This window comes from Pseudomonas sp. H1_A03 (assembly GCF_054685145.1).
Genome location: NZ_CP162829.1, coordinates 5,641,399 through 5,661,195, shown reverse-complemented (window position 1 = coordinate 5,661,195; position 19,797 = coordinate 5,641,399). Strand labels below are relative to the sequence as shown.

General features: G+C 60.5%; 21 protein-coding genes. All 21 read left to right on the top strand.

Translation table 11 applies throughout. The features are described from left to right. Window positions 1–118: 118 nt before the first annotated feature. The 21 genes from AB4O35_RS26155 (at window position 119) to AB4O35_RS26055 (ending at window position 19,792) form a co-directional block, all read left to right on the top strand. On the top strand, window positions 119–424 hold the full coding sequence (locus AB4O35_RS26155; protein WP_049712153.1) for an STAS domain-containing protein: 306 nt from the start codon (window positions 119–121) through the stop codon (window positions 422–424). Next, window positions 421–2,139: an ATP-binding SpoIIE family protein phosphatase gene (locus AB4O35_RS26150; protein ID WP_065873745.1), complete on the top strand. Its 1,719-nt coding sequence runs from the start codon at window positions 421–423 to the stop codon at window positions 2,137–2,139. The genes AB4O35_RS26155 and AB4O35_RS26150 overlap by 4 nt, the downstream gene beginning before the upstream one ends. Window positions 2,140–2,169: 30 nt before the next feature. Next, window positions 2,170–2,517, top strand: a complete 348-nt coding sequence (locus AB4O35_RS26145; protein WP_065873744.1) for an Hpt domain-containing protein — start codon at window positions 2,170–2,172, stop codon at window positions 2,515–2,517. Window positions 2,518–3,057: 540 nt separating this feature from the next. After that, window positions 3,058–4,398 carry a flagellar hook-length control protein FliK gene (locus AB4O35_RS26140; RefSeq protein ID WP_065945453.1) on the top strand — a complete coding sequence of 447 codons (1,341 nt, stop codon included), beginning with the start codon at window positions 3,058–3,060 and terminating at the stop codon, window positions 4,396–4,398. A 219-nt stretch (window positions 4,399–4,617) separates the two neighbouring features. Continuing rightward, window positions 4,618–5,118, top strand: a complete 501-nt coding sequence (gene fliL / locus AB4O35_RS26135; RefSeq protein ID WP_065873742.1) for a flagellar basal body-associated protein FliL — start codon at window positions 4,618–4,620, stop codon at window positions 5,116–5,118. Window positions 5,119–5,127: 9 nt separating this feature from the next. Next, a complete protein-coding gene (gene fliM, locus AB4O35_RS26130; RefSeq protein ID WP_010208755.1) occupies window positions 5,128–6,096 on the top strand; it encodes a flagellar motor switch protein FliM in 969 nt (322 codons plus the stop codon). A gap of 46 nt (window positions 6,097–6,142) precedes the next feature. Continuing rightward, window positions 6,143–6,610 (top strand): flagellar motor switch protein FliN, encoded by a 468-nt coding sequence (gene fliN / locus AB4O35_RS26125; RefSeq protein ID WP_049712158.1) that lies wholly within the window; start codon window positions 6,143–6,145, stop codon window positions 6,608–6,610. Between the two features lies 1 nt (window position 6,611). After that, entirely contained in the window at window positions 6,612–7,043 is a 432-nt protein-coding gene (gene fliO, locus AB4O35_RS26120; RefSeq protein WP_049712159.1) for a flagellar biosynthetic protein FliO, read from the top strand. Further along, entirely contained in the window at window positions 7,043–7,786 is a 744-nt protein-coding gene (gene fliP / locus AB4O35_RS26115) for a flagellar type III secretion system pore protein FliP (protein ID WP_049712160.1), read from the top strand. Before fliO ends, fliP begins: the two co-directional genes overlap by 1 nt. A gap of 4 nt (window positions 7,787–7,790) precedes the next feature. Beyond that, the gene (gene fliQ / locus AB4O35_RS26110) at window positions 7,791–8,060 is read left to right on the top strand and encodes a flagellar biosynthesis protein FliQ (RefSeq protein ID WP_010208761.1); all 270 of its coding nucleotides are present in this window, start codon (window positions 7,791–7,793) and stop codon (window positions 8,058–8,060) included. A 4-nt stretch (window positions 8,061–8,064) separates the two neighbouring features. After that, window positions 8,065–8,850 carry a flagellar biosynthetic protein FliR gene (gene fliR, locus AB4O35_RS26105; protein WP_049712161.1) on the top strand — a complete coding sequence of 262 codons (786 nt, stop codon included), beginning with the start codon at window positions 8,065–8,067 and terminating at the stop codon, window positions 8,848–8,850. Between the two features lie 3 nt (window positions 8,851–8,853). Continuing rightward, entirely contained in the window at window positions 8,854–9,990 is a 1,137-nt protein-coding gene (gene flhB / locus AB4O35_RS26100; protein WP_065873741.1) for a flagellar biosynthesis protein FlhB, read from the top strand. Window positions 9,991–10,279: 289 nt separating this feature from the next. Then, on the top strand, window positions 10,280–10,654 hold the full coding sequence (locus AB4O35_RS26095; protein WP_460149369.1) for a cold-shock protein: 375 nt from the start codon (window positions 10,280–10,282) through the stop codon (window positions 10,652–10,654). A 44-nt stretch (window positions 10,655–10,698) separates the two neighbouring features. Then, window positions 10,699–10,902, top strand: coding sequence for a cold-shock protein (locus AB4O35_RS26090; protein ID WP_065873740.1), 204 nt, complete (start codon window positions 10,699–10,701; stop codon window positions 10,900–10,902). Window positions 10,903–11,092: 190 nt separating this feature from the next. Continuing rightward, window positions 11,093–13,207, top strand: a complete 2,115-nt coding sequence (gene flhA / locus AB4O35_RS26085; RefSeq protein WP_189683241.1) for a flagellar biosynthesis protein FlhA — start codon at window positions 11,093–11,095, stop codon at window positions 13,205–13,207. A 12-nt stretch (window positions 13,208–13,219) separates the two neighbouring features. Beyond that, the gene (gene flhF / locus AB4O35_RS26080) at window positions 13,220–14,536 is read left to right on the top strand and encodes a flagellar biosynthesis protein FlhF (RefSeq protein WP_065891081.1); all 1,317 of its coding nucleotides are present in this window, start codon (window positions 13,220–13,222) and stop codon (window positions 14,534–14,536) included. 106 nt (window positions 14,537–14,642) lie between these two features. After that, entirely contained in the window at window positions 14,643–15,476 is an 834-nt protein-coding gene (gene fleN / locus AB4O35_RS26075) for a flagellar synthesis regulator FleN (protein ID WP_003192912.1), read from the top strand. Beyond that, window positions 15,473–16,213 (top strand): RNA polymerase sigma factor FliA, encoded by a 741-nt coding sequence (fliA, locus tag AB4O35_RS26070; RefSeq protein ID WP_049712165.1) that lies wholly within the window; start codon window positions 15,473–15,475, stop codon window positions 16,211–16,213. The genes fleN and fliA overlap by 4 nt, the downstream gene beginning before the upstream one ends. Window positions 16,214–16,382: 169 nt before the next feature. Next, window positions 16,383–16,757 carry a chemotaxis response regulator CheY gene (locus AB4O35_RS26065; protein WP_015885173.1) on the top strand — a complete coding sequence of 125 codons (375 nt, stop codon included), beginning with the start codon at window positions 16,383–16,385 and terminating at the stop codon, window positions 16,755–16,757. Window positions 16,758–16,775: 18 nt separating this feature from the next. Then, complete coding sequence (locus AB4O35_RS26060; protein ID WP_065873738.1) at window positions 16,776–17,564, top strand: protein phosphatase CheZ; 789 nt, start codon at window positions 16,776–16,778, stop codon at window positions 17,562–17,564. Window positions 17,565–17,575: 11 nt separating this feature from the next. Beyond that, the gene (locus tag AB4O35_RS26055) at window positions 17,576–19,792 is read left to right on the top strand and encodes a chemotaxis protein CheA (protein ID WP_220074771.1); all 2,217 of its coding nucleotides are present in this window, start codon (window positions 17,576–17,578) and stop codon (window positions 19,790–19,792) included. Window positions 19,793–19,797: the final 5 nt, after the last annotated feature.

The following is a 19,797-nucleotide window of genomic DNA, read 5'->3' as shown; positions in this document are numbered from 1 at the left end:
GGGGCAAGCCCGCTCACTACGATATTGCATCGCCCACACACATTTGATTCGTTGTGTTGCCCATAGCCGGTTCACCTGCTAAACCTTGTGTCATTGCCAATGACAAGGAAGCAGTCGCATGTCAGTTGAGTCAGAAGTATCCCTGGATGGGAAGAAATTGACGATCGTGATCAAAGGCCGGTTCGATTTCGGCAGCCATCAAACCTTTCGCGACGCCTATGAGCGGTTCTACAAAGTGCCTGAGTTGTACGTCGTCGACTTGAAGGACACCACCTACATGGACAGCTCGGCCTTGGGCATGCTCCTGCTGTTGCGTGATCACGCGGGGGGCGACGAGTCGGAGGTCCGGGTAATCAACAGCAACTCCGATGTGCGCAAGATCCTCGCTATCTCCAACTTCGACAAACTGTTCGACATCAGTTGAGCGTCCTGGCCCCCGTTCTTGAGCCGCTGACGATCCTGATCGCCGAAGACAGCGCCGCTGACCTGCTGTTGCTGGCGACCATCGTACGGCGCCAGGGCCACCACGTGCTGACGGCCACCAACGGTGCGGAGGCGGTCGAGGTGTTTATCCGTGAGCGCCCGCAGTTGGTGTTAATGGATGCGCTGATGCCGGTGATGGATGGCTTTGAGGCCGCGCGCCGGATCAAGCAGTTGGCGGGTGAAGAGCTGGTGCCGCTGATTTTCCTCACCTCCCTGCGCGAGAGCGAAGCCCTGGCCCAATGCCTGGATGCCGGCGGCGATGATTTCCTGCCCAAACCCTATAACCAACTTATTCTCGCGGCGAAGATCAATGCGATGGACCGTCTGCGGCGGTTGCAGGCCACGGTCCTGCAGCAGCGAGACCTGATCGCCAAGCATCATGACTATCTCCTGCATGAGCAGCGGGTGGCCAAGGCGGTGTTCGACAAGGTCGCGCATTCGGGCTGTATCAACGCCGCGCCGAATATTCGCTACCTGCAATCGCCCTATGCGTTATTCAACGGCGACTTGTTATTGGCCGCCTACACGCCCTCCGGCGACATGCATGTGTTGCTCGGTGATTTCACCGGCCACGGCCTGCCGGCGGCGGTGGGCGCCATGCCCCTGGCAGAAGTGTTCTACGGCATGACCGCCAAGGGCTATGGCCTGGCGCAAATCCTGGGCGAGATGAACGCTAAGCTCAAGCGCATCTTGCCGGTGGACATGTTCTGCTGCGCCACGCTGTTGTGCCTGAGCACGCAGCGGCGGGTGGTGGAGGTGTGGAACGGCGGCATGCCCGAAGGGTATGTGCATGAAGTCGCCACCGGCAAGCGTACGCCACTGGCGTCCCGACATTTGCCGTTGGGGGTGCTGGCGGCTGAGGCCTTTGATGATCGCACCGAAGTCTGGCCCATGGCCCTGGGCGACCGGGTGTTCTTGCTGTCCGATGGCGTGTTGGACACCGCTGACGCCAATGACCAGTTGTTTGGCGCAGAGCGTTTGCAGCAGGTGTTCGCTGCCAATCGCGAACCTGACCGTTTATTTGAAGATATCGAACAGGCCCTGGCGGCGTTTCGAGGTGAAGCGCGGGATGACGTGAGCATGGTGGAAATCACCCTGCAAGCCGGCCAGCAGCCGCGTGCCACCGGGCAGTTGTACGCCGACAGCGGGCAGGCATGCCCGCTGGATTGGTCGGTGAGTTTTGAATTCCGCGCCGAAACGTTAAAACGTTACAACCCTTTGCCGTACCTGCTGCAACTGCTGCTGGAAATCCATGGCCTTCGCGAGCAGAGCGGGGCGCTTTACAGCGTGATGGCCGAGCTGTACTCCAATGCGCTTGAGCATGGCGTGCTGGGCCTGGACTCCCGGCTCAAGCGCGATGCCCAAGGGTTTGCCGAGTATTACCACCTGCGCAATGACCGCCTGAACCTGCTAACCAGCGGTTATGTGCGCGTGCATGTGCAGGTGGTGCCGACGCAGGGGGGCGGTCGCCTGAGCCTGAGTATTGAAGACAGCGGCGCGGGCTTTGACGTGGAACAGGTGCTGGCGCGGCCGCTGGACATCGACCGTCTGTCTGGCCGGGGGTTGAGCTTGGTACGGCAGTTGAGCAGCGATGTACGCTGGTCCGACGGCGGGCGCAGTGTCTGCGTGGAGTTTTGCTGGGAGGCTCTGGCATAATCCGCCGATTCTTGATCAAGGAGCGAGCAAGTGGTTGATCTACATCTGGACCCGGATGTGTTGTCGGGTTTGCAGGAAGTCATGGAGGGTGAGTATCCCAAATTGCTTGATACCTTTCTCGATGATTCCCAGAAGCGTGTCGAGGCGCTGCGCAAGGCTAGGGATGATGCGAAGGCGTTGGGGCGGATTGCGCATAGCTTCAAGGGGAGCAGTGGGAACCTTGGGGCGGTGCGGTTGGCACAGTTGTGTCAGCGGTTGGAGGTTGAATCGGTTGGACCTGCGGTTGGGGATTTGGGCGAGTTGGTGGATCAGATTGATCGTGAGTTTGCTTTGGTTAAGCCGATGTATGAGTCGGAGCGGCAGCGGTTTGGGGTTTGAGTTGAGTGTGTGCATATCCGTTATTTAGGTAACGGCCACTATTGGTTCCGCTCTTACAGCGGGTCACTTTTGGAAGGACCCAAAAGTAACCAAAAGGTCCTCGCCCCAACACTCGGCACCTCGCCTAGGCTCGGTGTGCCCTCACTCCGGCTTTGGAGCGTGGGCTACCGCGATGGGCCATCCTTGGCCCAGCGCGGCTAACCCGGCGTCCTGCCGGGTTACCCACGCTCCAAAGCCTGCGTTCGGCCAGCGTGTTTGACGGGGCGCCCCAGATCAAGACCAAAAGCGCGGCGGCCTGAAAGCCGACCGGTTTCTAACTGTCGATCTCGGTTCAAATGTGGGAGCTGGCTTGCCTGCGATGGCATCACCCTGGTTTACCTGATGTACCGAGTTGCCTGCATCGCAGGCAAGCCAGCTCCCACCATTTGGCCGTTACCGAAAAAATGGATATTTACTCGGTCGATATACCAACCTGGCCCAACTCTTGCTGTACCTCCTGATACTGCATCCCCGATCCCCATGCAGTGGAGACCTTTACCTATGCCAGTCGCCCCGAATTCGCTCCTTCAGGCTGCCCCTGCGGCCAAGCCTCAAGCACCCGTCGCCAACCCACCGGCAGCGGCTGCGACCCCACGGGACACGGGCCCTGGCTTCGCTCAAGTGTTCGCCAGCCAAGGCGCCAAACCCACGGTCAAGGCCGACGATAACTCGCCCAAACCCACTGCCGGCAAGTCTTCGGATACAAGTGCCAAACCCGCAGCGGGCAACGACAAACCTGCCGCCAGCACGCCAGCAGTTGCCGATAGCGGCAAACCCTTGCCTGCCACCCCGCCGGCGAAGACCGACGACTCTGCCAGCAAAGACGATGACGCACCGGCCGACCCGACCCTCGTGCAGCAGCCTCCGGCTGATCCGGTGGTCGACCCGGCATTGATTGCCACCGTCACCCCGGTGGCTGTGCCGGTAATACCGGTAGAAACCCCGGCGCCCGTGACCACCGCCAAGGATGACAAGGCTCTGCCGGTAGTCGCGGCACCGATCGCAGCAACCGAGGAGGCCAAGCCGGCCTTCGACCCGCAAGCGGATCCCCTGGATGCCATGCCGGCCGTGCGCCTGGCGATGGAGCAGGGCGGTCATGTCTCAGCCAGCAGCCAGGCGCAGGCGAAAGCGGCCCCGGCCCCGACCCAGGATCAACCGACCGCCGCACAGAATTTCGCTGCTGGCCTGGCCACTATGGTCGACCAGCAAGCCACCAAGGACAGCACTGACCAAGGCGGCGACAAAGCGTTCAGCGGGCTGATCGAAGATGGCCTCAAGGATCTGAAGAACGCCAGCAGCGACACCCGTGTCGATGACTTCGCCAACCGCTTGGCCGCGTTGACTCAAGCCGCCACGCCGAAAACCGCGAATGCCTTGCCGCCGGTGACCAATGCGCCATTGGCCATGCACCAGAGCGGCTGGACCGACGAAATCGTCAACCGCGTGATGTACCTGTCCAGCGCCAACCTCAAGTCGGCGGAGATCCAGTTGCAACCGGCTGAGCTCGGCCGTCTGGATATCAAGGTCAACATGACCGCCGACCAGCAAGCCCAGGTCAACTTCATGAGCGCCCACCCGGTGGTGCGCGAGGCGCTGGAAAGCCAGTCGGGCCGTTTGCGGGAGATGTTTGCCCAGCAGGGCATGGGGCAGGTGGATGTGAACGTGTCTGATCAATCGCGGGGGCAGGAACAACAACAGCAGCAAGCTCAGACCCGTGGAGTGGGCGGCGCCAGCGGGCGTGGTGACAGCGGCGACAACGGCGCTCACGTTGACGTGGCTGAAGCTGTCGCGCCCGTGACCTCTACGGTGATCGGCTCCAGCGCTGTCGATTACTACGCCTGATCCCTGGTTAAAAACACTCAATGTGGGAGCTGGCTTGCCTGCGATGGCGGTGTATCAGTGCAAGAGATGCCAACTGACCCACCGCCATCGCAGGCAAGCCAGCTCCCACATTTGGTTCGCGGTGTCCCTTCTTCCCCGATTGCCAGACAACTCTGGCATAACACTTGCTCTTGCCTTTCCGTAGATCTATGAATCCCCGAATAGTGACGGATTATTGGCATGGCGAAGAGCGACGACGCAGCAAAACCACCCGCAGGCAAAGGTAAGCTCAAGCTTATCCTGTTGATAGTCGTGGGCCTGCTCCTGGCCATCGGCGCCTCGGTGGGTGGCACCTGGTACATCATGCACAGCAGCGCCGCCAAACCGGCAGCCCCCGCTGAAACCGCCAGTAACGTCAAGCAACCGGCAATCTTCGAGCCGATGCTTCCGGCCTTTGTCGCCAACTTCAATCAGAACGGTCGTCAACGCTACCTGCAGGTGAGCATCACCTTGCTGGCGCGTAACCAGTCGGACCTGGATGCCCTCAAGGTGCATATGCCAGTGATCCGCAACAACCTGGTGATGCTGTTCTCCGGCCAGAGCTTCGACACGCTCGCCACCCCGGTAGGCCAGGAAATGCTGCGCCAGAAGGTCACTGCCAGTGTGCAGGAAGTGGCCCAGAAGGAACTCGGCAAAGTCGTGATCGAACAGGCGCTCTTCACTAACTTCGTATTGCAGTAGGATCACGACATGGCCGTGCAAGACCTGCTGTCCCAGGATGAAATCGACGCGCTGCTGCATGGTGTCGACGATGGTCTGGTACAGACCGAAATGGCTGCCGAGCCCGGCAGCGTCAAAAGTTATGACCTCACCAGCCAGGATCGCATCGTCCGTGGACGCATGCCGACCCTGGAGATGATCAACGAACGTTTCGCCCGTTACACCCGCATCAGCATGTTCAACATGTTGCGCCGTTCGGCGGACGTGGCGGTGGGCGGTGTGCAGGTGATGAAGTTCGGCGAGTACGTGCATTCGCTGTACGTGCCCACCAGCCTCAACCTGGTCAAGATCAAGCCGCTGCGCGGCACTGCGCTGTTCATCCTTGACGCCAAGCTGGTGTTCAAGCTGGTGGACAACTTCTTCGGTGGCGACGGCCGTCACGCCAAGATCGAAGGCCGTGAGTTCACCCCCACCGAGCTTCGGGTGGTGCGCATGGTGCTGGAGCAAGCCTTCATCGACTTGAAGGAAGCCTGGCAGGCGATCATGGAAGTCAATTTCGAGTACATCAACTCGGAAGTGAACCCGGCCATGGCCAACATCGTCGGCCCCAGCGAAGCCATTGTGGTGTCGACGTTCCACATCGAACTCGATGGCGGCGGCGGCGACCTGCACGTGACCATGCCGTACTCGATGATCGAGCCGGTGCGCGAAATGCTCGACGCTGGCTTCCAGTCCGACCTGGACGACCAGGACGAGCGCTGGGTCAAGGCCCTGCGCGAAGACCTGCTGGACGTCGACGTACCGCTGAGCGCCACCGTGGCCCGTCGCCAGTTGCGTCTGCGCGATATTTTGCACATGCAGCCGGGGGACATCATCCCTGTCGAATTGCCGGAAGAAATGATCATGCGCGCCAACGGCGTGCCGTCGTTCAAGGTCAAGCTCGGTTCCCACAAGGGCAACCTGGCACTGCAAGTGGTCGAGCCGATCAACCGTCGCTGATTCGCCCTAATTAATTTATGAATGTTTGCTCCGCCGAGGACATGTAATGGCTACCGAACACGAAAACACTTCCGCCGAAGACCAGGCCTTGGCTGACGAATGGGCGGCTGCCCTGGAAGAAACCGGCGATGTTGGCCAAGACGATATCGATGCGCTGCTGGCCGCTGACGCCGCCACTGCACCGGCCGGCAATCGCCTGCAAATGGAAGAATTCGGCAGCGTGCCGAAGAACAACGAACCGGTGACCCTCGACGGCCCGAACCTGGATGTGATTCTCGACATTCCGGTGTCGATCTCCATGGAAGTCGGCAGCACCGAAATCAACATCCGCAACCTGCTGCAACTCAACCAGGGCTCGGTCATCGAGCTCGACCGCCTGGCCGGCGAGCCGCTGGACGTGCTGGTGAACGGCACGCTGATTGCTCACGGCGAAGTGGTCGTGGTCAACGAAAAGTTCGGTATTCGCCTGACGGACGTGATCAGCCCGAGCGAACGCATCAAGAAGTTGCGCTGATATGAAACGGCTGATCGTGGGACTGTTAGTCGCATTGCCCCTGGACGCCTGGGCTGCTGAGCCGGTGGCCCAGGCCGCCGCTGCGCCCGTGGGCAGTGTCGGCGGGCAGCTCACTCAGCTGGTGCTGGGCCTGTTGCTGGTGGTCGGCTTGATTTTTGCGCTGGCCTGGCTGATGCGCCGCGTACAGCGCGTGGGCCCGGGCAACGGCCAGGTGATCGAAATGATCGGCTCCCGCGCCCTCGGCCCGCGTGATCGGCTGGTGCTGGTGCAAGTGGGTGAGGAACAGATCCTGCTGGGCATTACCCCCGGACGTATCACCCCGCTGCACGTGCTCAAGACGCCGGTGAACGTGGATCAGTCCAAGCCCGCCACGCCAGAATTCGCCCAGCGCCTGATGGAGTTGCTGGGCAAGGATCAGAAGGATAAGAAGTAATGCGCGTTTTATTGACGCTCATGCTGTTGCTGGCCGCGCCATTGGCGTTTGGCGCCGACCCGCTGTCGATCCCGGCTATTACGCTGGGCACCAACGCGGACGGGGCGCAGGAGTATTCGGTCAGCCTGCAGATCCTGCTGATCATGACCGCGCTGAGCTTTATCCCGGCGTTTGTCATGCTGATGACCAGCTTCACGCGGATCATCATCGTGTTCTCCATCCTGCGCCAGGCCCTGGGCCTGCAACAGACGCCGTCGAACCAGATCCTGACCGGCATGGCATTGTTCTTGACGATGTTCATCATGGCGCCGGTGTTCGACAAGGTGAACCAACAAGCGCTGCAACCGTACCTGGCGGAGAAAATGACCGCCCAGGATGCGATCGACAAAGCCCAGGTCCCGATCAAGGATTTCATGCTGTCGCAGACCCGCTCCAGCGACCTTGAGCTGTTCATGCGCCTGTCCAAGCGTACCGACATCGCTACGCCGGACCAGGCGCCGCTGACCATCCTGGTGCCGGCGTTTGTCACGTCCGAGTTGAAGACCGCGTTCCAGATCGGCTTCATGATCTTTATTCCGTTCCTGATCATCGACCTGGTGGTGGCGAGCGTGCTGATGGCGATGGGTATGATGATGCTGTCGCCGCTGATCATCTCGTTGCCGTTCAAAATCATGCTGTTTGTGTTGGTGGACGGCTGGGCGCTGATTATCGGCACCCTGGCCGGCAGTTTCGGCGGGGTATAGCGCGATGACACCTGAAGTTGCCGTCGACCTGTTCCGTGAAGCGTTGTGGCTGACCACCGTGATGGTCGCCGTGCTGGTAGTCCCAAGCCTGTTGGTGGGCCTGCTGGTGGCGATGTTCCAGGCCGCGACCCAGATCAACGAGCAGACCTTGAGCTTTTTGCCGCGCCTGCTGGTGATGCTGGTCACGCTGATCGTTGCCGGCCCGTGGCTGGTACAGACCTTCATGGAATACATCCTGCAGTTGTACGGCAGTATTCCGCAGTTGATCGGCTGACCCGATGCAGTCTTTGCTGGCATTGACCGACACCCAGATCAGCACCTGGGTGGCTTCCTTCATCCTGCCACTGTTTCGCGTAACGGCGATGTTGATGGCCATGCCGGTGTTCGGCACGACCCTGGTGCCACGGCGCGTGCGCCTGTACTTTGCGGTGGCGATCACCGTGGTGATCGTGCCGGGTTTGCCGCCGATGCCGCCGGTCAATGCCATCGACCTCAGCGCACTGCTGCTGATTGCCGAGCAGGTCCTGATCGGCGCGATGTTGGGGTTCTCCCTCTCGCTGTTTTTCCAGGCCTTTGTCATTGCCGGGCAAATCATCTCGATCCAGATGGGCATGGGCTTCGCGTCCATGGTCGACCCTACCAACGGTGTGTCGGCGGCGGTGATCGGGCAGTTCCTGACCATGCTGGTGACCCTGCTGTTCCTGGCGATGAATGGGCACTTGGTGGCGTTCGAGGTGTTGACCGAGAGCTTCACCACCTTGCCGGTCGGCTCGGGGCTGGTGGTCAATCACTTCTGGGAAATCGTCGGGCGCCTCGGTTGGGTGTTGGGCGCCTCGCTGTTGCTGGTGCTGCCGGCGATCACCGCGTTGCTGGTGGTCAACATTGCGTTTGGCGTGATGACCCGCGCGGCGCCACAACTGAACATTTTCTCGATCGGTTTCCCGTTGACCCTGGTGTTGGGCATGGGGATTTTCTGGGTCGGCCTGGCTGACATTCTCAATCAGTATCAACCGCTGGCGACCGACGCCCTGCAGTTCTTACGTGATCTGGCACGGGCGCGCTGAGCCATGGCCGAGAGCGAGAGTGGTCAGGACAAAACAGAAGACCCCACGGAGAAACGTAAAAAGGACTCCAGGGAAAAGGGCGAGATTGCGCGCTCCAAAGAGCTCAACACGGTTGCGACCATGATGGCCGGCGCCGGCGCCTTGCTGATCTACGGTGGCGGCCTGGCGCTGGACTTGATGGAGTTGATGAAGCACAACTTCGCCTTGCCCCGCGAGGTGCTGCTCAACCCCGACGCCATGGGCCAGTACCTGCTGCACTCGGGGAAAATCGCGCTCCTGGCGGTGCAGCCGATCCTGATCACCTTGCTGCTGGCCGCGCTGATCGGCCCGGTCGCCCTCGGCGGCTGGCTGTTCGCCGCCGGCAGCATGGCCCCCAAATTCAGCCGCATGAACCCCGGTGCCGGGCTCAAGCGCATGTTTTCCGCCAAGGCCTTGGTGGAACTGCTCAAGGCCCTGGCCAAATTTATTCTGATCTTGTTTGTGGCGCTGATGGTGTTGTCGTCCGACATCGACGACCTGCTGCGCATCGCCCATGAACCGCTGGAGTCGGCAATCATCCACAGCGTGCAGGTGGTGGGCTGGAGCGCGCTGTGGATGGCCGCCGGGCTGATCATCATTGCCGCCGTGGATGCACCGATCCAGCTGTGGGAAAGCCACAAGAAACTGCTGATGACCAAGCAGGAAGTGCGCGACGAGCACAAGGATTCGGAAGGCCGCCCCGAGGTGAAACAGCGTATTCGCCAACTGCAACGGGAAATGTCCCAGCGCAAGATGATGGCCGCGGTGCCCGACGCCGACGTGGTCATCACCAACCCGACGCACTATGCCGTGGCCCTCAAGTACGACCCGGAGAAGGGCGGCGCGCCGATGTTGTTGGCCAAGGGCAGTGACTTTACGGCCCTTAAGATTCGTGAGATCGCGGTGGCCAACGACATCCTGTTGCTGGAGTCGCCGGAGTTGGCGCGGTCGATCTTCTACTCCACCGACCTCGACCAGGAAATCCCGGCCGGGCTGTACCTGGCCGTGGCGCAGGTATTGGCCTATGTCTATCAGATCCGCCAATACCGCGCGGGCAAGGGCAAACGCCCGGACCCGCTCAAAGACCTGCCGATTCCGCCGGATTTGCGTCGCGATTCCTGACCGTCGCGAGCCTGCAATTGTGCGGCTACCTGTCAACGTTGACAGTAGTCAATACGCCGCGCCCACGGTTTGATAGCACGATGAGGCGCGCAGCCTGCGCGGCTCGGGAGGCGGTGATGGATAGGCGTACGGTCAGTTGGTCTGATGCCGTCAAAGGCATCGGCTTTATCGCTCGGGATCGCGATGGCAACGAGGTTGCCGCTCAGTCGACCGGCATTCAGCACAGTGACGTCCCGCCAGCCCCTCCCGCGCCGCGACCCCCCCGCAAACGCAAAAGATCATCGGACGCATGAGCCGCAGAACGTGCCGTCTCCACCCCCTGGATAAGCCGCTGATTGCCACCGTGCCATTCGTCTTGAAATCTCCTCTACCTGTCAACTTTGACAGTAGTCAGTGTTGGACGCTTGCGGTTCCATGGCGCCAGACACTGCGCGCAGGTAATCAAGAGATGCAGGAGGTGATCATGGAAAGGGTGATAGGCACGATCAAATCTTATAGCCGCACCACCGGAGAAGGTCTGATCGAACCGGACGGTGAGCGAGAGCCAGTAATGTTGGATCTCAATAGTTCGGCAGGGCTGTGGTTTAGAAAGGGCCAGCGGGTGCAGTTCTCCAGAATCCACCGCCCCAAGGGCATCTACGCGTATCGCATGAAACTGATCTAGCACGCCCGGCGCAAATCCTTGGAAGTGACGGCAGGAGAACGGTGATGGAAACAGGCACGGTGAAGTGGTTTAACGCGGAAAAAGGGTTTGGCTTTATCACGCCCGAAAATGGCGGTCCGGATGTTTTTGTCCACTACTCAGCCATTCAAAATGCTGGCTATAAAAGTTTGGATGAACATCAAAAAGTGGAGTTCGAAATTACCGAGGGGCCTAAAGGACCACAGGCCGGGAACGTGCGTAAGCTCTAACTCATTCATAAGTCGAACACAGTTAAAGTGTGGAATCGGTTTACACCCTGTGAGCTCGGTCGCTTGTAAGGTTATCCACGCCCGGAACCAAAGTTGGAAGGCTTCTTGCAATACCGCCTCCAGGACGCCTCCCAGCGTCAAAACTTTGCTTCAAGGGATACGAGGAATACCGGTGGTGGATCGCTCTCAAATGCTCGGCACTGCACGTACCACCCTGACTGACCTCTCACGGGGCAATCTGGGTGTGCCGTTGTTGTTGCTGGTGATGCTGGCAATGATGATGTTGCCAATGCCGCCGTTCCTGCTGGACGTGTTCTTCACCTTCAACATTGCCCTGTCCGTCGTCGTCTTGCTGGTGTGCGTCTACGCTCTGCGCCCGCTGGATTTCGCGGTATTCCCGACGATCCTGCTGGTGGCGACCCTGCTGCGGCTGGCGCTCAACGTGGCCTCCACCCGCGTGGTCATGCTCCACGGCCAGGACGGCCACGCCGCCGCCGGTAAGGTGATCCAGGCCTTCGGTGAGGTGGTGATTGGCGGTAACTACGTGGTCGGTATCGTGGTGTTTGCGATCCTGATGATCATCAACTTCGTGGTGGTGACCAAGGGTGCCGGGCGGATTTCCGAGGTGAGCGCACGCTTTACCCTCGACGCCATGCCCGGCAAACAGATGGCCATCGACGCCGACCTCAACGCCGGCCTGATCGACCAGAACCAAGCCAAATCCCGTCGCCTGGAAGTGGCCCAAGAGGCCGAGTTCTACGGCTCCATGGACGGTGCCAGCAAATTCGTGCGCGGTGACGCCATCGCTGGCTTGCTGATCCTGTTCATCAACCTCATCGGCGGCATCGCGGTCGGCATCTTCCAGCACGGCATGACCTTTGGCGATGCGGGCAAGGTTTACGCCTTGTTGACCATCGGTGACGGTTTAGTGGCGCAATTGCCATCACTGTTGTTATCCACAGCGGCAGCGATCATGGTGACCCGTGCTTCGGGCTCCGAAGACATGGGTAAGCAGATCAGCCGGCAGATGTTTGCATCGCCCAAGGCGCTGGCCGTGGCGGCGGGCATCATGGCGATCATGGGTATCGTGCCGGGCATGCCCCACGTCTCGTTCCTGAGCATGGCGGCCCTTGCCGGTGGTGGTGCGTACCTGTTCTGGAAAAAACAAAATGCGGTCAAGGTGCAGGCCTTGCAGGACGTTGCGCGTCAGCAGGAGCTGCTGCCATCCCCGGCCCGCGCCCAGGAAACCAAGGAGTTGGGCTGGGATGACGTGACGCCGATCGACATGATCGGCCTGGAAGTGGGCTACCGCCTGATTCCGCTGGTGGACCGCAACCAGGGCGGCCAATTGCTCGCGCGGATCAAGGGTGTGCGCAAGAAGTTGTCGCAGGACTTGGGCTTTCTGATGCCTACCGTGCATATCCGCGACAACCTCGACCTGGCGCCGAGCGCCTACCGCTTGACCTTGATGGGCGTGATCCTGGCCGAAGCCGAGATTTACCCGGACCGCGAGCTGGCGATCAACCCAGGGCAGGTGTTCGGCAGCCTCAACGGCATCACCGCCAAAGATCCGGCTTTTGGCCTGGACGCGGTGTGGATCGAAATCAGCCAGCGCAGTCAGGCGCAGTCCCTCGGTTACACGGTGGTGGATGCCAGCACCGTGGTCGCCACGCACCTCAATCAGATTCTGTACAAGCACTCCCACGAGCTGATCGGCCACGAGGAAGTCCAGCAATTGATGGGTTTGCTCGGCAAAGCCTCGCCAAAACTCGCCGAAGAGCTGGTGCCGGGCATCCTCTCGCTGTCGCAATTGCTCAAGGTGTTGCAGGCGCTGCTGGCCGAACAGGTACCGGTGCGCGACATTCGCAGCATCGCCGAGGCCATCGCCAACAATGCCGCCAAGAGTCAAGATACTGCCGCCTTGGTGGCTGCGGTGCGCGTCGGATTGTCCCGCGCAATCGTGCAAAGCATTGTAGGGCTTGACTCCGAGCTGCCTGTGATCACCTTGGAACCAAGGTTGGAACAGATTTTGCTGAATAGTATTCAGAAGGCAGGGCAAGGCCAGGAAGAGGGCGTCCTGCTGGAGCCAAGCATGGCTGAGAAGCTGCAACGTTCGTTGATCGACGCCGCGCAGCGCCAGGAAATGCAGGGCCAACCAGTGATCCTGCTGGTGGCGGGCCCGGTCCGGGCGATGTTGTCGCGGTTTGGGCGCCTGGCAGTACCGAATTTGCACGTTTTGGCTTATCAGGAAATTCCTGACAATAAGCAAGTGACTATCGTCGCGACAGTAGGGCCGAACGGCTGAGGGTAGTGGGTTATGCAAGTTAAGCGTTTTTTCGCCGCCGATATGCGTCAGGCCATGAAACTGGTTCGTGATGAGCTGGGCGCCGACGCCGCGATTATCGGAAACCGTCGTATTGCCGGCGGTGTCGAGCTGACGGCTGCCCTGGATTACACCCCCTCGGCACTGGCGCCGCGCGTGCCGAACATGGAGCTCGAAGACGAGCTGCGCAAGACCGCGTCGCGCATTGTCTCGGCCCAGGCTGAACTGAGCATGCGTGGCGACAGCGATGCCACCACCAATCGCCAATTGTTCGCTGGCTTGCCGCTGACGGCTTCCGAGCCGTTGGTTGAGCCGACCTTCAAAGAACCGCCGCGTCCCGCCGCACCAGCCCCGGCTGCTGGCGTCGACCAGCGTGTGTTCGACTCGATGCGGTTTGAACTCAACGGCCTGCGCGAACTGCTCGAAGTGCAGCTAGGCTCGCTGGCCTGGACGCAGTTGCAAGGCAGCAAGCCGCTACAGGCCAACCTGTGGCGCCGCCTGCAACGCATCGGCCTGTCCGGCCCGTTGTCGCGCGACCTGCTGGCCCTGACCACCGAAATCGAAGAGCCACGCCAGGCCTGGCGCATGTTGTTGGCGCACCTGGCGCGGATGATCACCACGCCGGAAATCGAACCTCTGGAAGAGGGCGGTGTGATTGCCATGGTCGGCCCTGCCGGCATGGGCAAGACCACCACCCTGGCCAAGCTGGCGGCGCGTTATGTGCTCAAGTACGGCGCGCAGAATATCGCGCTGGTGAGCATGGACAGCTACCGTATTGGCGCCCAGGAACAGCTCAAGACCCTGGGCCGAATTCTCAATGTGCCGGTGACCCACGTCGATCCGGGCCAGTCCCTGGCCAACGCCCTCGACCCGTTGCTGCGCAAGCGCGTGGTGCTGATCGATACCGCCGGCCTGCAAGCCAGCGACCCGGCCTTGCGCATGCAGCTGGAAAGCCTCGCCGGGCGTGGCATCAAGTCGAAGAATTACCTGGTGCTTGCAACCACCAGCCAGAAACAGGTTCTTACCGCTGCGTATCATAGTTACAAGCGTTGTGGCCTGGCCGGTTGCATCCTCACCAAGCTCGATGAAACCGCGAGCCTGGGTGAAGTGCTGAGCCTGGCCATCAGTCATGAATTGCCGGTCGCCTACCTGACCGACGGGCCGCGGATTCCGGATGATCTGCATCTGCCGCGCCGTCATCAGTTGGTCAGCCGTGCAGTCAGCGTGCAAATGCAAGAAGAGCCTAGCGAGGAAGCGATGGCCGATATGTTCGCCGACCTTTACCACAGCCCCGCAAAACGGGTGGGTTGAGGTCAGGATGAACACAATGAAATGTATCTACATCGATGGTCTGCAAGCGATTCACGCGGCCAAGCCATGTAGCCTGCGTCTAAGCAAGACAAGGTAAAGAAATAAAATGGGCAGCATGCATCCCGTACAGGTGATCGCGGTGACCGGCGGCAAAGGTGGCGTCGGAAAAACTAACGTGTCAGTGAATTTGTCCCTGGCCCTGGCAGAGCTTGGCCGTCGCGTCATGCTGCTGGATGCTGACCTGGGGCTGGCGAACGTCGACGTTCTGCTGGGGCTGACGCCCAAACACACCCTTGCCGATGTGATCGAGGGCCGCTGCGAGCTGCGCGATGTGCTGCTGCAGGGCCCCGGTGGCATCCGCATCGTGCCGGCCGCCTCTGGCACCCAGAGCATGGTGCACCTGAGCCCAGCGCAGCATGCCGGCCTGATCCAGGCGTTCAGTGATATCGGCGACAACCTCGACGTGCTGGTGATCGACACCGCCGCCGGGATCGGCGAGTCAGTGGTCAGCTTCGTGCGCGCCGCGCAGGAAGTCTTGCTGGTGGTCTGCGATGAACCCACCTCGATCACCGACGCCTACGCCCTGATCAAACTGCTTAACCGCGACTACGGCATGAACCGCTTCCGCGTCCTGGCCAACATGGCCCAGAGCCCGCAGGAAGGGCGCAACCTGTTCGCCAAGTTGACCAAGGTCACGGACCGCTTCCTCGATGTCGCCTTACAATACGTTGGCGCAGTTCCCTACGACGAGTGTGTGCGCAAGGCTGTGCAAAAGCAGCGTGCAGTCTACGAAGCGTTCCCTCGTTCCAAATGCGCATTGGCGTTCAAGGCTATTGCCCAGAAGGTCGATACCTGGCCGTTGCCCGCCAACCCTCGGGGGCATCTGGAGTTTTTCGTCGAGCGATTGGTGCATCAGACGAGCGCAGGACCGGTGCTATGACAGCGAACGGCTACAACGCTTACAAGAAGTCTGCCCGTGACAGCCAGGGCGAGTTGATCGAGCGCTACGCGCCCTTGGTCAAGCGCATTGCCTATCACTTGCTGGCACGCCTGCCCGCCAGCGTCCAGGTCGAAGACTTGATCCAGGCCGGCATGATCGGTTTGCTCGAAGTGTCGACCAAATACGACGCGAGCAAGGGGGCGAGTTTCGAGACGTATGCGGGTATCCGTATCCGTGGCGCGATGCTCGATGAAGTGCGTAAAGGCGACTGGGCGCCGCGTTCGGTACACCGCAATACGCGCATGGTCAGTGACGCAATTCGCGCAATTGAAGCAAAAACCGGTCGCGACGCTAAAGATCACGAAGTTGCGGCCGAACTCCAATTGAGTCTCGACGATTATTACGGGATTTTGAACGATACCTTGGGCAGCCGCTTGTTCAGTTTCGACGACCTGTTGCAGGACGGCGAACACGAAGGGCTGCACGAAGACGGCGCGAGCGCTCATATGGAGCCATCGCGCGACTTGGAAGATGAACGCTTCCAGGGGGCGCTGGCGGAAGCGATTGCCAATTTGCCGGAGCGTGAGCGGCTGGTGTTGGCGCTGTACTACGACGAAGAGCTGAACCTCAAGGAAATCGGTGAGGTCCTGGGGGTCAGTGAATCGCGGGTCAGCCAGTTGCATAGCCAGTGCGCAGCCCGCTTGCGGGGGCGTTTGGGAGAGTGGCGAGCGCGCTGACAGGCAGTGTGGGGGGCACTGCAGACGATACCGCGACGGTGATTGACCTTCGCGGGTTCGACCCGTGGTGGCCCCGGCAGTCCTTTTTGTGTAATGCCTGTTGAATGAAATGGCGCGTCCAGGTGCTGGGCGCGTTTAAGACTGCTTGGAGGTCGAATTGGACAAGAACATGAAAATCCTCATCGTTGATGACTTCTCAACGATGCGGCGGATCATAAAAAACCTGTTGCGTGACCTTGGGTTCACTAACACGGTCGAGGCGGATGACGGCATCACAGCCATTCCGATCCTCAACAGCGGCAGCATCGACTTTCTGGTAACAGACTGGAACATGCCGGGCATGACCGGTATCGACTTGCTGCGCCACGTGCGTGCTGACGAAAAGCTGCGCAGCCTTCCTGTGCTGATGGTGACCGCCGAAGCCAAGCGTGAGCAGATCATCGAAGCCGCCCAAGCCGGGGTTAACGGTTACGTGGTCAAGCCATTCACTGCATTGGCCTTGAAAGAGAAGATCGAAAAAATCTTCGAACGCATCCACGGCTAATGCCATCGCGGGGGAGCTATGGAGCATAAAGAAACGTCACAGGGAGACTTTGAGTCGACCCTGAAAAAGCATGCTCACCAGTTGGTCGAAAGCCTTGAAAAAGGCCAGTTCGGCGACGCGGTGCAGTTGATCCATGAGCTCAACCAGACCCGTGACCGCGGCCTGTATCAGGAAGTGGGCAAGCTCACGCGCGAGCTGCACAGTGCGATCGTCAATTTCCAGATTGACCCGCATATGCCCCAGGCCGAAGAAATTTCGCAAATCACCGATGCCACCGAACGCCTGTCCTACGTGGTCAGGCTGACTGAGGCGGCGGCCAACCGCACCATGGACCTGGTGGAAAATGCCACGCCCCTGGTCAATGGCATGGCCACCGAAGCCCAGGCCCTCAGCGTTGACTGGGGCCGCTTCATGCGTCGCGAAGTCGGGGCTGAAGAGTTTCGTGAGCTGGCGCGTCGGGTCGAAGGGTTCTTGTCACGCAGCGAGCAGGAAAACCGCACGGTTTCCAGCAACCTCAACGACATTCTGCTCGCCCAGGATTACCAGGACCTCACCGGCCAGGTGATCAAGCGTGTGACCCAGTTGGTCACCGAAGTGGAAAGCAACTTGCTCAAATTAGTGCTTATGGCAGGCCAGGTAGACCGTTTTGCCGGTATCGAACATGACCGCGAAGCGATCCTCTCGGAAAAAGATCCACAAAAACATCTCGCCAAGGGTGAAGGTCCGCAGATTCATGCCGATAAACGTGAAGACGTTGTATCGGGTCAGGATGATGTTGATGACCTGTTATCCAGTTTAGGCTTCTAAGGAGCACCCACATGAGCTTCGGCGCCGATGAAGAAATCCTTCAGGATTTCCTTGTAGAGGCCGGCGAAATTTTAGAGCAGCTGTCCGAACAGCTGGTCGAGCTGGAAAGCCGACCAGATGATGCGAACCTGCTCAATGCAATTTTTCGCGGTTTTCACACTGTAAAAGGGGGCGCCGGCTTCCTCCAGCTCCATGAGCTGGTGGAGTGCTGCCACATCGCCGAGAACGTGTTCGACATCCTGCGCAAGGGTGAGCGTCACGTTGATTCGGAGTTGATGGACGTGATTCTCGAAGCACTGGATGCGGTCAACGGGATGTTCAGCGAAGTCCGCGAACGTTCCCCGATCACCGCGGCCACGCCGGAACTGTTGGCTGCGCTGGCACGTTATGCGGAGCCCGCCGACCTGTCGGCTGCGCCGGTAGCAGAAGCGGCGCCTGAGCCGTTGGCTGAGGCCGAGCCGGACGTGACCGACAGCGAGTTCGAACAGCTGCTCAACTCCCTCAGTGCCGTCAAGGCCGAGGCAGAAGCACCGGCCGCCGTTGCTCCGGCAGCGGCGCCGACCAGCGAAGACATTACCGACGCTGAGTTCGAGTCCCTGCTCGACCAGTTGCACGGCAAAGGCCAGTTCGCGGCCGACGCCGTGCCACCGGCGGCGGCTGCCGCGGCACCTGCCGCGCCCGTCAGCACTGACATTACCGACGACGAATTTGAAGCGTTGCTCGACCAACTGCATGGCAAGGGCACCTTCGCGGCCGATGCCTTGCCGGCCGTCGCCGCCACGCCTGCAGCGGCTGCCAGCAGTGCAGCGCCTGCCGCTGCTGCACCGGCAGGCGATGGGTTGATTTCCGATCACGAATTCGAATCCCTGTTGGACGAGTTGCACGGCAAGGGCAAGTTCAGCGAAGTTGCTCCGGCCGCTGCGGTGGCCACGGCTGCACCGGTTGCCGCCAAAGCCGCCGCCCCTGCACCGGCCGCCAAGCCTGCGCCCGCACCGGCCGCCGCTCCGGCGCCTGCACGTGCTGCAGCGGCACCGGTTGCCGAGAAGCCTGCCAGTGAAGCCGAAACCACCGTGCGCGTTGATACCGCACGCCTGGACGACATCATGAACATGGTCGGCGAACTGGTACTGGTGCGTAATCGCCTGGTGCGCCTGGGCCTGAGCAGCGGCGATGAAGCCATGCAAAAGGCCGTGTCGAACCTGGATGTGGTGACTGCCGACCTGCAGACCGCCGTGATGAAAACGCGGATGCAGCCGATCAAGAAAGTCTTCGGCCGCTTCCCGCGCCTGGTTCGCGACTTGGCGCGCCAGTTGAAGAAAGAGATCAACCTGGAACTGGTGGGTGAAGAAACCGACCTCGACAAGAACCTTGTCGAGGCCCTGGCCGACCCGCTGGTCCACTTGGTGCGCAACGCCGTCGACCACGGCGTCGAAACCCCGGAAGAACGCGAAGCCTCGGGCAAGTCCCGTGGCGGCAAGGTGATCCTGGCGGCGGAGCAAGAGGGCGACCACATCCTGCTGTCGATCACCGATGACGGCAAAGGCATGGACCCGGCCATATTGCGTAATATCGCAGTCAAGCGTGGCGTGATGGACAAGGACGCCGCCGACCGCCTGACCGATAGCGAATGCTACAACCTGATCTTTGCCCCGGGCTTCTCGACCAAAACCGAGATTTCCGACGTGTCTGGTCGCGGTGTGGGCATGGACGTGGTGAAGACCAAGATCAGCCAGCTCAACGGCTCGATCAACATCTACTCGACCAAGGGCCAGGGCTCGAAGATTGTCATCAAGGTGCCGTTGACCCTGGCGATCATGCCGACCCTGATGGTGATGCTGGGCAACCAGGCCTTCGCCTTCCCGCTGGTCAACGTCAACGAGATCTTCCACCTCGACCTGTCGCGCACCAACGTGGTGGACGGCCAGGAAGTGGTGATTGTGCGCGACAAGGCGTTGCCACTGTTCTACCTCAAGCGCTGGCTGGTCGCTTCGGCTGCCCATGAAGAGCAGCGCGAAGGCCATGTGGTGATTCTCTCCGTGGGCACCCAGCGTATCGGCTTTGTCGTCGATCAGTTGGTTGGCCAGGAAGAGGTGGTCATCAAGCCTTTGGGCAAAATGCTGCAGGGAACCCCGGGCATGTCGGGTGCGACCATCACCGGTGACGGTCGGATCGCGCTGATTCTCGATGTTCCGAGCATGCTCAAGCGTTACGCCGCTCGGCGTATTTGATTCTG